Consider the following 12,835-nt stretch of genomic DNA (forward strand, 5'->3'; position numbering starts at 1 on the left):
GGTGGGCCAGGCCATGCTCGGGCGCGTGGTCGATGCGGCCGGCCGCCCGCTGGACGGGCGCGGGCCCATCGTGGCCGACCGGGAAGTGACCCTGTCGGCCGCGCCCATCAACCCGCTGCAGCGCGCCCCCATCGACTCGGTGCTGGACGTGGGCGTGCGCGCCATCAACGGCATGCTCACCGTGGGCCGCGGCCAGCGCATGGGCCTGTTCGCCGGCTCCGGCGTGGGCAAGAGCGTGCTGCTGGGCATGATGGCCCGCTACACCAGCGCCGAGATCATCGTGGTGGGCCTGATCGGCGAGCGCGGGCGCGAAGTGAAGGAGTTCATCGACCACACGCTGGGCGAGGAAGGCCTGGCGCGCTCGGTGGTGGTGGCGGCCCCGGCCGACAACTCGCCGCTGATGCGGCTGCAGGGCGCCGCCTATGCCACCTGCCTGGCGGAGTACTTCCGCGACCAGGGCAAGGACGTGCTGCTCATCATGGATTCGCTCACCCGCTACGCCATGGCGCAGCGCGAGATCGCGCTGGCCGTGGGCGAGCCGCCGGCCACCAAGGGCTATCCGCCCTCGGTGTTCGCCAAGCTGCCCGCGCTGGTGGAACGGGCCGGCAACGGCGCCCCGGGCGAGAACGGGCGCGGCGGCTCGATCACGGCCTTCTACACCGTGCTGTCCGAAGGCGACGACCAGCAGGACCCGATCGCCGATTCGGCGCGCGCCATCCTGGACGGGCATGTGGTGCTCTCGCGCAGCCTGGCCGAGGCCGGGCACTACCCCGCCATCGACATCGAGGCTTCGATCAGCCGGGCCATGACCTCGCTGATCACACCCGCGCAGTTCGACTCGGTGCGCAAGTTCAAGCAGATGCTCTCGCGCTACCAGCGCAACCGCGACCTGATCAGCGTGGGCGCGTATGCCGCGGGCCACGACCTGCAGCTGGACCAGGCCATCGCCCTGTACCCGCGCATGGAAGCCTACCTGCAGCAGGGCATGCACGAGCGCAGCGGCTATGGCGACTCGGTCGCCCACATGCAACGCATCTTCGAACCCCAAGGAGCCTAAATGCCGCAGAAACTTCCGCTGGACACCCTCATCGAGCTGGCGCGCGGCAAGACCGACGATGCCGCGCGCCGCCTGGGCGCCCTGCAAAGCGCCCAGCTGGACGCCAGGCAGAAGCTCGACGTGCTGACCCAATACCGGCACGACTACCACGCGCAGCTGCAAAAGCTCATGCAGCAGGGCGTGTCCAACTCGCAGTGGCTCAACTACCAGGACTTCCTGGCCACGCTGGACGGCGCCATCTCGCAGCAGCGCGCCGCCGCGCAGCAGGCCGCGCTGCGCCTGGAGCATGGACGCAGCGAATGGCGCCAGAACAAGCGCCGCCTCAATTCCTTCGACACCCTGGCCGAGCGCGCACAGCGCCAGGCCGAGCAGGTGCAGGCCAGGCGCGAGCAGCGCGACAGCGACGAGCGGGCCGCCCGCCAGTTCTTCGTGCGGCGCGCGGCGTCGGCCTCCTGACAAGCAAGGTACCTCGACCCATGAGTTCTCTGGTTCTCTCGATTCCCTCGGCGCCGGCCGCGTCGTCGTCGAACGCATCGGCCGCTGCCTCGTCTTCGGCGCGCGGGCGCGATGCCCAGTCGCCCACCGATGCCGAAGGAGGCTTCGGCGCGGCGCTGGCCCGCTCGCGCGATGCGCGCACGCGCCAGGCAGACGACAAGGCCGAATCCGCATCGGATGCGCACCCGGCTCGCCGCCGCGGGCCGGCCTCGGCCACGCAACGCGAGGAAGCATCGCCCGCCGAACTGCTGGCCATGGCGATGCTGACGCCGGCTTTCAGCGCGCAGTCCCTGCAGCAGCAGCGTGCGGCGGCACAGGGCGGCGAGGCCGGTGCACGATCCCTTGCGGAGGGCGCAGTCGCGGGCATGGCCGACGAAGCGCTTGCAAGCAGCCAGGCCTCGGCAAGCGCAGGCGATGCACGCGCGCCCGCGAGAGCCTCAACCGCGGCCGACACGGCAGCAACGCAGGCGGCGCAAGCGAATGCGGCCGAACAGGACGGCAAGGACGCCAGGAGTGCGAAAGCGAAGGCAGATGCGCTGCCGGCCTCCGACGCGAAGCTGCCCACGCCCACTGTCTCCGCCACGGCACCTGCGCAAGTACCCGGCACCGATGCCGCAGCCGCATCGAACGCGGCCACCGCATCGCCTGCCGGCCCGGCCACCGCGGCGAAGCCCGCCGCAGACATCACCGCCCTGCCCCTTCCGGCGGCTCGGGACGCCGCACAGGCGGATCACGCATCCGATGCCCCATCCGATGCGCCTACTCAACTGCCCGGCGCCTTCACCTTCAAGGCGGCCCTGGCCGAGGCCGCCAATGCCGCAGCCCCCGCGCCCGCGCAGCCCGTGCCCCGCTTCACCGTCCCCACGCCGGTGGGCGCGGAAGGCTGGGGCGCCGACATCGGCACGCAGATGATCCGCATGGGCGCGGACGGCCACCACGTGGCCGAGCTCAGCCTCAACCCCGCCGGCCTCGGCCCGCTCAAGGTGACGCTGACCCTGGGCGACAACCAGGCCCAGGCCCTGTTCGTCTCGGCCCACGAGAGTGTGCGGCGCGCGCTGGAAGCCGCGCTGCCGCAGCTGCGCGATACGCTGGCCGGCCAGGGCATCCAGCTCGGCCAGGCCTCCGTCGACGCGGGCGCGCAGCAACAGCAGCAGGCGTTCAATCAGGAACGCAGCTTCGACGCACCCGTGCGGCCTGCCCAGCGCAGTCAGCCGAATGCGGGCCCCGCCGTCGACACCGCGCCGGCGCTTGCCGCCAGCCGAAGCCACTCCGCCAGCGGCATCGACACCTTCGCCTGATCTCAGCGCCGGCCGAGCAACGGCGACTGGCCGATCTTGACCTTCTGAGACTTCTGCTTCGGTGGCGCCGAAAAGCCTTCGAAGGCCCGGCCAGCCCCCCACTCGCCCACCGCATACACGCGCTGGTCGCGCAGGCCGTTCACGCCCTCGGCCCAGGCCAGCAGCATGCGTTTGCCCACATCCACGAACGCCTTGTGCTCGCGCATGGCGTCGCGCACCTGCAGGCCGACGTCGGAAACGGCATCGCTGATGGCCTCGACCATGTGCTGCTGCTCCCTGGGCGGGATGCCGAAGGTGGCGGCGATGAAGCGCTGAAGGTTCTTGCCCGGCGCCCACGTCTTCTTCCCCATGAACTCGATGCCGGGCGGGTTGTACTGAAAGCCGGCATACACGCTGGTGGTCAGCATGTCGTAGGCCGGGGAAAGGTGCGCATCGGCGCGGCTCGTATAGAGCAGCGCCAGGTTCTTCGCATGGCAATCGGCGTTGCGCAGCGCGTAGGTCAGCAGCAGGATGGTGGCGAGCCGGCGGAAGGTCTCGAGCCGCTGCGGGCCGGGCACATGGTCGCGCACAGCCTTGGCAATGCGCTCCCAGGTGGTGTCGTACTTGGCCGCGGGGCGCAGGCCCAGCAGGCTGCAGAAATCTTCCATGCCCCAGTGCGGCTGCCCCTGCTCGTCGACGTCGAAGCGGTGCACCACCAGCGCCAGGCCGTCGTCGGAGACTTCCGTGCGCGCCGTCGGCAAGACCCGGCTGGCCACCTGCATGCACAGGTGCTGGTTCAAGGCCACGAATGGCAGCTGCGCGCTGGAACCCTTGATGATGTGGCGGCGCGTCACAAGGCTTGCCTTTCGGTGCCTGGCCAGCGTGGCGCCCGATCCGGCAGCGCTTTCGTTCTGGGCATCCAGAAACTTCGGCACCACGCCGGACACGCCGCTGGTTGCATGCTCGCGCACCAGTTGCGCAAAGGCGGCCTCGGAATTGTCTCCCTTCAGCAGCGCGGCCACCTCCACCGGCTTGGCCGGCGCGTTCAACTCGGCGCCCTTCGCCGCCACCTGCACGCGGCCCACCATGTTGCGGCCGATGACCGACAGCAAGGCGATCGGACTCGCGCCGATATGCGGACCGAACTGCTCCTGCAGCACCTGCAGCAGATAGCCTTCGGGCAGGTTCATCTGCAGCACCGGCGGGAGCTGGTCGTCCCATGTATAGGACTCGGTGCGCACGGGCATGGTGAGCGAGACGCAATCGTCGGGCGACGCGTTCGGGTGGTAGCCGAGCACGCTCTTGAAATCTCCGGATTGCTCCAGCGTGGCGACCTCGCGGCCCAGGACGTAGACAGACAACTGCATCAGCGCCGCCCCTCGCCCGAGGAAGCACCGGCCGACGACTGCGCGCGTTCGCGCCGCAGTTCGTCCAGGTTGCCCGACTGGCCTTGCGCGACAACGTCGAGTTCGGCGCCCAGCACGGCCAGCACGGCCAACAGCTTGCGTGAGCCGAATTCGGCCGACCTGCCGCGCTCGAAGCGCGACAGCGATTCGGGCGTGACACCCGCCATGGCCGCAACCTGCGCTTGTTTCAGTCCGAGCAACCTGCGGCGAGCGGCAACGGCTTCACCGAGCTCTTGAAGCGTTTGCATTTGATATTTGCATCAATTCTTTGACGATTTAGCCTGATTATTGACGCAAATATCAATTCCAACAAGACCAGCGCGAGCGCCTTGCCCACCAGGAGCACCTTCATCCGTGCCCGGCAATGGCCGGATCTGACGCTCTTTTTCCCTCTTGATCGGGCCTTCGCATAGGCCCTCGCCCAAGAAGAATAGCGCCCGACTTCCTATTCAAGCGAGACCATGGCCACCAGCCCCACAACAGCGACTCCCCCTGCACCGGCATCCCGCTCCTCCAAGCTGCTGATCGCAGGACTGATTTCCCTCACCCTGTGCGCCCTGGCCGTGGCCGCCTACGCCGTGACCCGCGCACAGGGCGGCAGCGCGCCGGAGTCCGCGCCTGCGAGGCAGGCCGTGGAAAAGCCGATCTTCGTTGCCCTGGAGCCGATCACCGTCAACCTGCAGCAGGGCGAGGGCCGCGGCCGCTTCCTGCACGTGGGCATGGCGCTCAAGGTGCGCGACGAGAAGGCCAAGGCCCAGGTGGTGGAGTTCATGCCCGAGCTGCGCAGCCGCGCGCTCATGATGCTGTCCAACCGCCCGGCCGAGACGCTGCAGACCACCGAGGACAAGGCCCGCCTGGCCGCCGAGATCCAGGCCGAACTCAGCCGCCCGCTGAACGACACGCTGCCGCCGCAAGGCATCGTGGGCGTGTCGTTCAACGCCTTCGTGGTCCAGTAACGCGAGGCGGGACACCCAATCCATGGCCTATGAACAGGTCCTGTCGCAGGACGAAGTCGATGCGCTGCTGCGCGGCGTCACCGGCGGCGCGGTCGACCAGTCGAGCCTGCCCACCACGCCGCAGGACGGCTTGCCCGCCTACGACCTGGGGGCGCCCGACCGGGTGGTGCGCAGCCGCATGCACACGCTGGAGGTCATCAACGAGCGCTTCGCCCGGCACCTGCGCGGCGGGCTGCTGAACTTCATGCGCCGCAGCCCCGACATCTCGGTGGGGCCGGTGCAGATCCAGCAGTACGGCGAGTTCGTGCGGCACCTGCCGGTGCCGGCCAACATCAACATGCTGCACTTCAAGCCGCTGCGCGGCACGGCGCTGTTCGTGTTCGACCCGAAGCTGGTGTTCCTGGTGGTGGACAACCTCTTCGGCAGCGACGGCCGCTACCACGTGCGCGTGGAGGGCCGCGACTTCACCCGCACCGAGCAGCGCATCATCCGCCGCCTCCTGGACCTGGCGCTGGGATGCTACGGCGAAGCCTGGGAGCCGGTGTACCCGCTGGAATTCGACTACGTGCGCGCCGAGATGCACGGCAAGCTGGCCAACATCGTCGCGCCCAACGAGGTGGTGGTGAACACCACGCTGCAGATCGAGTTCGGCCCGGTGGGCGGCTTCCTGCACGTGTGCATTCCCTATTCGATGATCGAGCCGATCCGCGACCTCCTGTCCAACCCCATGCAGGGCCAGGTGGAAGTGGACAAGCGCTGGATCAAGACCATGTCGCAGCAGATGCAAAGCGCCGACGTGGAGCTGGTGGCCGACTTCCTCACGCTGCCCTCCACCGTGGGCGAGGTGCTGCGCCTGCAGGTGGGCGACGTGCTGCCCATCGAGCTGCCGGCCACCGTGCTGGCCAAGGTGGACGGCATTCCGGTGATGGAGTGCGGCTACGGCGTGAGCAACGAGCACTACGCCCTGCGCGTGGAACAGATGATCTCCCATCAAGATAGCGACCCGAAAAAAGACCATGACTGACAACACCTCCTCTTCCGACGCCATGGCCGAGGACGATTGGGCCGCCGCCCTGGCCGAGCAGACCCTGGCGGAACAGGCCACGCAGGCGCCGGCCGCGCCCGTGGCCGCCGCCCCGGCCGGCACGCAGGTCTTCCAGCCGCTGCAGGACCGGGCACCGGCATCCGCCGCCGGCGCGCTGGACATCTCGCGCGTGCTGGACGTGCCGGTGCAGCTCACCGCTGAGATCGGCCGCACCCGCATCACCATCAAGAACCTGCTGCAGCTGTCGCAAGGCTCGGTGGTGGAGCTGGACGGACTGGCCGGCCAGCCGCTGGACGTGCTCATCAACGGCTACCTCATCGCCCAGGGCGAAGTGGTGGTGGTCAACGACAAGTACGGCATTCGCCTGACGGACATCATCACGCCGTCCGAGCGCATGCAGAAGCTGGCCCGCGCGTGATGCGGCAACTGGCCCTGCGGGCCCGCGTGCCCGCCACTGCAGCGGCGTGGCTTTGCACTGCGGTGGCGGCGCATGCCACCCGGCCGACCGTGCCGGCCGCACCAGCCGCTGCGGCATCAGGCGCTGTGGGCGCCGGCGGCATGCTGCAAGCGGTGCTGGGCATGGCCTGCGTGCTGGCGCTGATCCTGGGCTGCGCCTGGCTGGCCCGGCGCTTCGGGCTGCAGCGGCTCGGCGGCGGCCATGTGGTGAAGGTGGTGTCCAGCACATCGGTCGGCCAGCGCGAGCGGGTGGTGGTGGTCGAGGTGGCCGGCCAATGGCTGGTGCTGGGCGTCACGCCGCAGCACATCAACGCGCTGCACACCCTGCCTGCGCAAGCCGGCACGGGCTCGTCCGTGACGACCACCGAGCCCGGCACGCCGCTGGGCCAGTTCAGGCAAGTCTTTTCGCAGCAGCTGCGCCAGTCGCTGGGCGTGAAGCCGCGCATCTCCAGCGCCTCGTCATGACGCACGGCATCCCATCCCGGCGGCGCCTGCGCGCCGGTGCCCTGCTGCTGGGCGCGCTGCTGCTGCCCGCCGGCCTCTGGGCGCAGGGCCTGCCCGGCCTGACCAGCACGCCGGGCCCCGGCGGCAGCCAGACCTGGTCGCTGAGCGTGCAGACGCTGCTGCTGCTCACCTCGCTGTCCTTCCTGCCGGCACTGCTGCTGAGCATGACCAGCTTCACCCGCATCCTGATCGTGCTGGGCCTGCTGCGCACCGCCATCGGCACGCAGTCGTCGCCGCCCAACCAGATCCTGGTGGGGCTGTCGCTGTTCCTGACCTTCTTCGTGATGGCGCCGGTGTTCGACAAGGTCTACACCGAGGCCTACGTTCCTTTCTCGGCCAACAAGATCAGCGCCGAGAAGGCGCTGGAGCGCGGCGTGGAGCCCTTCAAGACTTTCATGCTCAAGCAGACCCGCGAGACCGACCTGGCGCTGTTCGCCCGCCTGGCCAAGGCGCCGGAGATGCAGGGCCCCGAAGACGTGCCGCTGCGCATCCTGCTGCCGTCCTTCGTCATCAGCGAACTGAAGACAGCCTTCCAGATCGGCTTCACCATCTTCATTCCCTTTCTCATCATCGACCTGGTGGTGGCCAGCGTGCTCATGTCCATGGGCATGATGATGGTGCCGCCCGCCAGCATCGCCCTGCCCTTCAAGCTGATGCTCTTCGTGCTGGCCGACGGCTGGCAGCTGCTGATCGGGGCGCTGGCCGGGAGCTTCTACGCATGACGCCCGAATCCGTCATGACCGTCGGCAGCCAGGCCATGCAGGTCACCCTGCTGCTGGCCGCGCCGCTCCTGCTGGTGGCGCTGCTCGTGGGCCTGGTCATCAGCATCTTCCAGGCGGCCACCCAGATCAACGAGGCCACGCTGTCCTTCATTCCCAAGCTGCTGGCGGTGTTCGCCACGCTGGTGATCGCCGGCCCCTGGATGCTCGAGCAGATGCTGGACTACATGCGCCAGCTCTTCGGCAGCATTCCGCAGCTGGTGGGCTGAGAAGCCGCCTGACACGACCGATGCAGCCGGTCTTCACTGTCACCTCGGCGCAGTGGGCGGCCTGGATGGCGGCCTTTCTCTGGCCCTTCGTGCGCATGCTGGCGCTGGTGAGCACCGCGCCCATCTTCGGCGAGCCCACCGTGCCGCGCCGCGTGAAGGTGGCCATGGCCGTGCTGCTGACGGTGGTGCTCGGCCCCACGCTCGGGCCCATGCCCGGCACGCCGGTGGTCTCGGCCGGCGGGCTGTGGATTCTGGTCCAGCAGGTGCTCATCGGCGGCGCCATGGGCTTTTGCATGCGCCTGGTGTTCGCCGCGGTGCAGGCGGCGGGCGAATACATCAGCCTGCAGATGGGCCTGTCGTTCGCCAGCTTCTTCGACCCGATGGGCGGCGGCGGCAGCACCATGGTGGTGTCGCGCTTCCTGCACATGCTGGCCATGCTTCTCTTCCTGGCGGCCGACGGGCACCTGATGCTGGTGGCCGCACTGGCCGACAGCTTCCACACGCTGCCGGTGGCCGACGCGCCGCTGTCGGCCCAGGGCTGGATGGTGCTGGCGCAAGCCGGCGCCCAGGTGTTCAACACCGGCCTGCTGCTGGCCCTGCCCCTGGTCACCGCCCTGCTCACGCTCAACCTGGCCATGGGCATCCTCAACCGCGCATCGCCGCAGTTCAGCATCTTCGCGGTGGGCTTTCCGCTGACGCTGCTGGCCGGCATCGTGATGCTGGAGCTGCTGATGCCCAGGCTGGGGGCGTTCCTGGAGCCGCGCTTTGCCGCGGGGCTGGCGGGAGTGGCGGATTTCGTGGGCGCGTTACGCTAGCCAGGACCCCCGCGGGTTTCGTTATTCATGTGAAATCCACATGAAATCATGTGGCACCTAAATTTGTAATATGACCGGTGCCGAGGCCTAATGCGAGCAAATGGTTGCGGGTGCCGCCCGTCGAGCGACGTCTCACCGCCACCAGCAGGACATCAGGAGACACATCGCATGCGCCGGCCATTTCGTTCTTTCCTTCTCAGCGCCACCGTGTTGTTGGCCAGCCAGGCCCACGCCTGGCCCGATCAGCCGCTCACCCTCGTTGTCCCTTACACGCCCGGCACGGGCATCGACCTGATCGCGCGCCAACTGTCGGCGCAATTGCCCAGGACGCTGGGACAACCTGTGATCGTGGACAACGTACCCGGAGCCAGCGGCAACATCGGCAGCGAGCGGGTAGCGCGCGCCAAGCCCGATGGCTACACCCTGATGGTGCAGGTCAACACGCTGGTCATGAACAAGAGCCTGTACAAGTCGCTGGCCTATGACCCGGTGGCCGACTTCACGCCGGTCGCGCTCACTTCCTGGGGCAGCCTTCTGCTGGTGACCAATCCCACCGTGCAAAAGGCGAAAACGCTCGCCGACATGGTGGCTGAAGCGAAGGCCGCTCCGGGCAAGCTGACGTATGCGACGCCCGGCGTCGGCACGCCGCACCACATGTCCATGGCCCTGCTGGCACAAAGCAGCGGCATCGACCTGCTCCATGTGCCGTACAAAGGCACGGCCGGTGCGGTGACCGATCTGCTGGGCGGCCGCATCGACTTCATGTTCCTGCCAGTGCATGTCGCGCTTCAGCACATCCAGGCTGGCAAGCTGCGCGCGCTGGCAACCGGCAGCCCGCGGCGCCTGCCTCAGCTGCCAGACGTGCCAACGCTGGCCGAAGCGGGAGCCAAGGTCGACAACGTCGACATGTGGTACGGCGTGCTGGCACCCAAGGGCACCTCGCCCGACGTGGTCCGGCGGCTCAACCGCGAGATCGCGGCTGTGCTGAAGCAGCCGGAGGTCGCCAAGGCCTTCGAATCGCAAGGCATGGTGCCTGCCACCGCGACACCGGACGAGTTCGGTGCGCTGATCAAAAAGGACGCCGCCCGATGGGCCGAGGTCGTGCGCCGCGGCAACATCACCGCCGAATGATCGCTCTCGGCAGCGCTGTGGACGGCGCCGCGCGCGCCGACAGCGTTCACACGGACATCGACGGCAGGTGCTGCGCGATGGCCGCATCGAAGGCCTTCATGGCCTCCGTTTCGGCCGCGCCGCGACGAGACACGCGATAGAAGCCCAGCTTCACCTGCGGGTTCACCAGCGTGTCGATGCGCACATGGTGGCGCTTGCAGGCGGCCACGGCAAAGGTCGGCATCACCGCATGGCCAAAGCCGGCCTCGACCATGGAGATCTGCGTGGCAAGAAAGCTGACGGCCAGGCTGGCATCGTGGTCCGCTGCAACACCGATCTTGTGCATGTGCGTGTCGATGGCCCTTTGAATCGGGTTGTCCGAAGGCAGTGTGATCAGCGGCCTGCCACTCAATGACGCCCAGCCCGCGCGGCCGAGACCTTTTGGTTGTGCCGGTGCGGGCGAGACCTTCATCAGCACGAAGTCGGCCACGTGGCGGCGCACCAGTCCCGTGCCGACCTTGAAGAAGAAGCCCAGTCCAAGATCGGCTTCGCCGGACTCCACCATGTCCTGCACGCCTGGCAGATCGCTGTCGAGCAGCTGGATGCGCACATCCGGATGGTCCGTGCGGAACTTCGACAGCAGTTGCGGCAGCAGATGCGAAGACACCAGGGGCGTGGCCGCAATGCGCAACTGCTGGCGTGCGGAGCGACCCAGCGCATCGACCTCGGCCGTGGCGTCGTCGAGTTGCTGAAGTACCGACTCCGCCACTAATGCGAACCGCCGCCCCGCGTCCGTGAGCTGGACCGCGCGCGTGGTGCGGTCGAACAGGCGCGCGCCGAGCTGGCGCTCGAGCTCGCGCACCAGGATGCTGAGCCCGGCCTGCGTCATGTGGGCTCGCTCGGCCGCGCGCGTGAAGCTGCCCGCGCGGGCGACGTAGAGGAAGGCACGGATCTGGCGCATGGAAAGGTTCATATGAGCATTTTATGAGTCCATGTCACATCTAAACTTGTCTAATTCCTGCATGCCGCGTCCAATGTCGGCTGGACAAGCGGCCGCCCGGCCGTGCACCCGCAACAAACAGTGGACAGGTCTCGGGACATGACAGACAAGAAGGCAGGAATCGACAGCGCGCAGACGCAGGTACTCATCGTCGGCGGGGGGCCGGTCGGAATGGGGCTGGCGATCGATCTCGGGCAGCGCGGCATCCGCTGCACGGTGGTCGAGCGCTACGCGACGCCCCAACCGATTCCGAAGGGCCAGAACCTGACCCAGCGCACCATGGAGCATTTCCACTTCTGGGGCGCCGAGCCGGCGCTGCGTGCGGCACGCACCATCCCGCCGGAGTACGGCATCGGGGGCCTCACGGCCCACGGCACGCTGCTTGGCGACTACCACTACGACTGGCTGCAGCGCGACCTGGTGCGCCCCTACTACTTCCAGTCCAACGAGCGCCTGCCGCAGTACGCGACCGAAGCCGTGTTGCGCCGCCGCGCGGCCGAGCTGCCCAGCGTGCAAACCCTGTATGGCTGGAAGGCGGACACGGTGACGTCCTCGGCCGATGGGGTCGAAGTGCAAATCAGTGAACGCGAGGGCAGCGGGCGCCGCACGCTGCGCGCCGACTACCTGGTCGGCTGCGACGGCAGCCGCTCCACCGTGCGTGAGCAGGCCGGCATCACGCAAACGCTGTCCGACCATGACCGCCTGATGGCGCTGGTGGTGTTCCGCTCCCGCCAGTTGCACGAGCTGCTGGCGCGCTACCCCGGCAAGTCCTACTACAACGTGCTGCAGCCCGAGCTGAACGGGTACTGGAAGTTCTTCGGCCGCGTGGATCTGGGCGAGACTTGGTTCTTCCATGCACCGGTTCCGCCGGGCACCACCCGCGACAACTTCGACTTCGCGCGCTATCTGCATGAAGCCGTGGGCGCCGAGTTCGACGTGGCGTTCGAGCACATCGGCTTCTGGGACCTGCGCTTCGCCATCGCCGACCGCTACCGCGCCGGCCGCGTGTTCATCGCCGGAGATGCCGCCCACAGCCATCCGCCCTACGGCGGGTATGGCGTGAACACCGGCTTCGAGGACGCCCGCAACCTGGGCTGGAAGCTGGCGGCGGCGCTGCAGGGCTGGGGCGGCGACGCCCTGCTCGATTCATACGATCGCGAGCGCCGGCCCGTGTTCGCTTCCACGGCGAGTGACTTCATCGCGCGCTCGATCGAGGTCGACCGTGCCTTCCTGCATGCGCACGACCCGGCGCGCGACCGCGCAGCGTTTGAAAAAGCCTGGCGCGCGCGCAGCGAAGGGGCGGTGGGTGAAGTGCAGTCCTTCGAGCCGCATTACGAGGGTTCGCCAGTCGTCGCCGGGACGCAGGGCCCCGGGGGCAGCGCCGTCGGCCGGCACAGCTTCGACGCCCGTCCCGGGCACCACCTGGCGCCAGCGGCGTTGACGTCCGGCGGCAATGTCTACGATCGACTGGGACCGGGCTTCACGTTGCTGGCCATGGGCGCCGATCCGGACCGCGTCGCACGCTTCGTCGAGGCGGCACGCAGCCTGTCGCTGCCGCTGACGGTGATCGAGGCCTCACGCGAAGGCGAATGCGCCCGATATGCGGCGGGCCTGGTTCTCGTGCGTCCGGATCAGTTCGTCGCCTGGACTGACGCGAACGACGTGGACGCAGTGCCGCCGGCGCAGATCCTGAGGGTCGCCAGCGGCCGGGTGTAGCCGGCAGCAA

General features: G+C 68.4%; 15 protein-coding genes. 12 read left to right on the plus strand and 3 right to left on the minus strand.

Going from position 1 to position 12,835, the window contains the following annotated elements; all coding sequences use genetic code 11:
* From VSO01S_RS00005 to VSO01S_RS28130, 3 genes are all read left to right on the plus strand, one after another.
* The coding region (locus tag VSO01S_RS00005) for a FliI/YscN family ATPase (RefSeq protein WP_068639746.1) at positions 1-1,057 on the plus strand (1,057 nt) is incomplete at its 5' end.
* On the plus strand, positions 1,058-1,513 hold the full coding sequence (fliJ, locus tag VSO01S_RS00010; protein ID WP_068639747.1) for a flagellar export protein FliJ: 456 nt from the start codon (positions 1,058-1,060) through the stop codon (positions 1,511-1,513).
* Positions 1,514-1,533: 20 nt separating this feature from the next.
* Complete coding sequence (locus VSO01S_RS28130; RefSeq protein WP_068639748.1) at positions 1,534-2,850, plus strand: flagellar hook-length control protein FliK; 1,317 nt, start codon at positions 1,534-1,536, stop codon at positions 2,848-2,850.
* Between the two features lie 2 nt (positions 2,851-2,852).
* Here VSO01S_RS28130 and VSO01S_RS00020 read toward each other — a convergent pair whose 3' ends face one another.
* Positions 2,853-4,196 (minus strand): type II toxin-antitoxin system HipA family toxin, encoded by a 1,344-nt coding sequence (locus tag VSO01S_RS00020; protein ID WP_068639749.1) that lies wholly within the window; start codon positions 4,194-4,196, stop codon positions 2,853-2,855.
* Positions 4,196-4,483 (minus strand): helix-turn-helix domain-containing protein, encoded by a 288-nt coding sequence (locus tag VSO01S_RS00025; protein ID WP_084241595.1) that lies wholly within the window; start codon positions 4,481-4,483, stop codon positions 4,196-4,198. Before VSO01S_RS00025 ends, VSO01S_RS00020 begins: the two co-directional genes overlap by 1 nt.
* 213 nt (positions 4,484-4,696) lie before the next feature.
* Between VSO01S_RS00025 and VSO01S_RS00030 the strand changes: the two genes are divergently transcribed.
* The 8 genes from VSO01S_RS00030 to VSO01S_RS00065 all read left to right on the plus strand — a co-directional run bounded on the left by VSO01S_RS00030 (position 4,697) and on the right by VSO01S_RS00065 (position 10,130).
* The gene (locus VSO01S_RS00030; protein ID WP_068639751.1) at positions 4,697-5,191 is read left to right on the plus strand and encodes a flagellar basal body-associated FliL family protein; all 495 of its coding nucleotides are present in this window, start codon (positions 4,697-4,699) and stop codon (positions 5,189-5,191) included.
* A 22-nt stretch (positions 5,192-5,213) separates the two neighbouring features.
* Positions 5,214-6,215 carry a flagellar motor switch protein FliM gene (fliM, locus tag VSO01S_RS00035; protein ID WP_068639752.1) on the plus strand — a complete coding sequence of 334 codons (1,002 nt, stop codon included), beginning with the start codon at positions 5,214-5,216 and terminating at the stop codon, positions 6,213-6,215.
* Positions 6,208-6,654: a flagellar motor switch protein FliN gene (gene fliN, locus VSO01S_RS00040; protein ID WP_068639753.1), complete on the plus strand. Its 447-nt coding sequence runs from the start codon at positions 6,208-6,210 to the stop codon at positions 6,652-6,654. Before fliM ends, fliN begins: the two co-directional genes overlap by 8 nt.
* Positions 6,654-7,157, plus strand: coding sequence for a flagellar biosynthetic protein FliO (gene fliO / locus VSO01S_RS00045; RefSeq protein WP_068639754.1), 504 nt, complete (start codon positions 6,654-6,656; stop codon positions 7,155-7,157). The genes fliN and fliO overlap by 1 nt, the downstream gene beginning before the upstream one ends.
* Entirely contained in the window at positions 7,154-7,918 is a 765-nt protein-coding gene (gene fliP / locus VSO01S_RS00050; protein ID WP_068639755.1) for a flagellar type III secretion system pore protein FliP, read from the plus strand. The genes fliO and fliP overlap by 4 nt, the downstream gene beginning before the upstream one ends.
* Entirely contained in the window at positions 7,915-8,184 is a 270-nt protein-coding gene (fliQ, locus tag VSO01S_RS00055) for a flagellar biosynthesis protein FliQ (protein ID WP_068639756.1), read from the plus strand. The genes fliP and fliQ overlap by 4 nt, the downstream gene beginning before the upstream one ends.
* Positions 8,185-8,204: 20 nt before the next feature.
* Positions 8,205-8,999, plus strand: a complete 795-nt coding sequence (gene fliR / locus VSO01S_RS00060; protein WP_068639757.1) for a flagellar biosynthetic protein FliR — start codon at positions 8,205-8,207, stop codon at positions 8,997-8,999.
* A gap of 168 nt (positions 9,000-9,167) precedes the next feature.
* Entirely contained in the window at positions 9,168-10,130 is a 963-nt protein-coding gene (locus tag VSO01S_RS00065) for a Bug family tripartite tricarboxylate transporter substrate binding protein (RefSeq protein ID WP_068639758.1), read from the plus strand.
* 46 nt (positions 10,131-10,176) lie between these two features.
* On the opposite strand, the gene VSO01S_RS00070 is transcribed toward VSO01S_RS00065, so the two are convergent.
* A complete protein-coding gene (locus VSO01S_RS00070; protein WP_068639759.1) occupies positions 10,177-11,082 on the minus strand; it encodes a LysR family transcriptional regulator in 906 nt (301 codons plus the stop codon).
* Positions 11,083-11,208: 126 nt separating this feature from the next.
* Between VSO01S_RS00070 and VSO01S_RS00075 the strand changes: the two genes are divergently transcribed.
* Complete coding sequence (locus VSO01S_RS00075; RefSeq protein WP_068639760.1) at positions 11,209-12,825, plus strand: FAD-dependent monooxygenase; 1,617 nt, start codon at positions 11,209-11,211, stop codon at positions 12,823-12,825.
* Positions 12,826-12,835: the final 10 nt, after the last annotated feature.

Origin of the sequence: Variovorax soli NBRC 106424 (assembly GCF_001591385.1) — a bacterium.
Classification (GTDB): Bacteria; Pseudomonadota; Gammaproteobacteria; order Burkholderiales; family Burkholderiaceae_C; genus Variovorax; species Variovorax soli.

Excerpts from the sequence above, each read along its gene's own strand:
- VSO01S_RS00065 (WP_068639758.1), top strand. The coding sequence starts at position 9,168 with ATGCGCCGGCCATTTCGTTCTTTCCTTCTCAGCGCCACCGTGTTGTTG.
- VSO01S_RS00025 (WP_084241595.1), bottom strand. The coding sequence starts at position 4,483 with ATGCAAACGCTTCAAGAGCTCGGTGAAGCCGTTGCCGCTCGCCGCAGG.
- fliM (WP_068639752.1), top strand. The coding sequence starts at position 5,214 with ATGGCCTATGAACAGGTCCTGTCGCAGGACGAAGTCGATGCGCTGCTG.
- VSO01S_RS00070 (WP_068639759.1), bottom strand. The coding sequence starts at position 11,082 with ATGAACCTTTCCATGCGCCAGATCCGTGCCTTCCTCTACGTCGCCCGC.
- fliJ (WP_068639747.1), top strand. The coding sequence starts at position 1,058 with ATGCCGCAGAAACTTCCGCTGGACACCCTCATCGAGCTGGCGCGCGGC.
- fliO (WP_068639754.1), top strand. The coding sequence starts at position 6,654 with ATGCGGCAACTGGCCCTGCGGGCCCGCGTGCCCGCCACTGCAGCGGCG.
- VSO01S_RS00075 (WP_068639760.1), top strand. The coding sequence starts at position 11,209 with ATGACAGACAAGAAGGCAGGAATCGACAGCGCGCAGACGCAGGTACTC.
- fliQ (WP_068639756.1), top strand. The coding sequence starts at position 7,915 with ATGACGCCCGAATCCGTCATGACCGTCGGCAGCCAGGCCATGCAGGTC.
- fliN (WP_068639753.1), top strand. The coding sequence starts at position 6,208 with ATGACTGACAACACCTCCTCTTCCGACGCCATGGCCGAGGACGATTGG.
- fliP (WP_068639755.1), top strand. The coding sequence starts at position 7,154 with ATGACGCACGGCATCCCATCCCGGCGGCGCCTGCGCGCCGGTGCCCTG.
- VSO01S_RS00030 (WP_068639751.1), top strand. The coding sequence starts at position 4,697 with ATGGCCACCAGCCCCACAACAGCGACTCCCCCTGCACCGGCATCCCGC.
- VSO01S_RS28130 (WP_068639748.1), top strand. The coding sequence starts at position 1,534 with ATGAGTTCTCTGGTTCTCTCGATTCCCTCGGCGCCGGCCGCGTCGTCG.
- fliR (WP_068639757.1), top strand. The coding sequence starts at position 8,205 with ATGCAGCCGGTCTTCACTGTCACCTCGGCGCAGTGGGCGGCCTGGATG.
- VSO01S_RS00020 (WP_068639749.1), bottom strand. The coding sequence starts at position 4,196 with ATGCAGTTGTCTGTCTACGTCCTGGGCCGCGAGGTCGCCACGCTGGAG.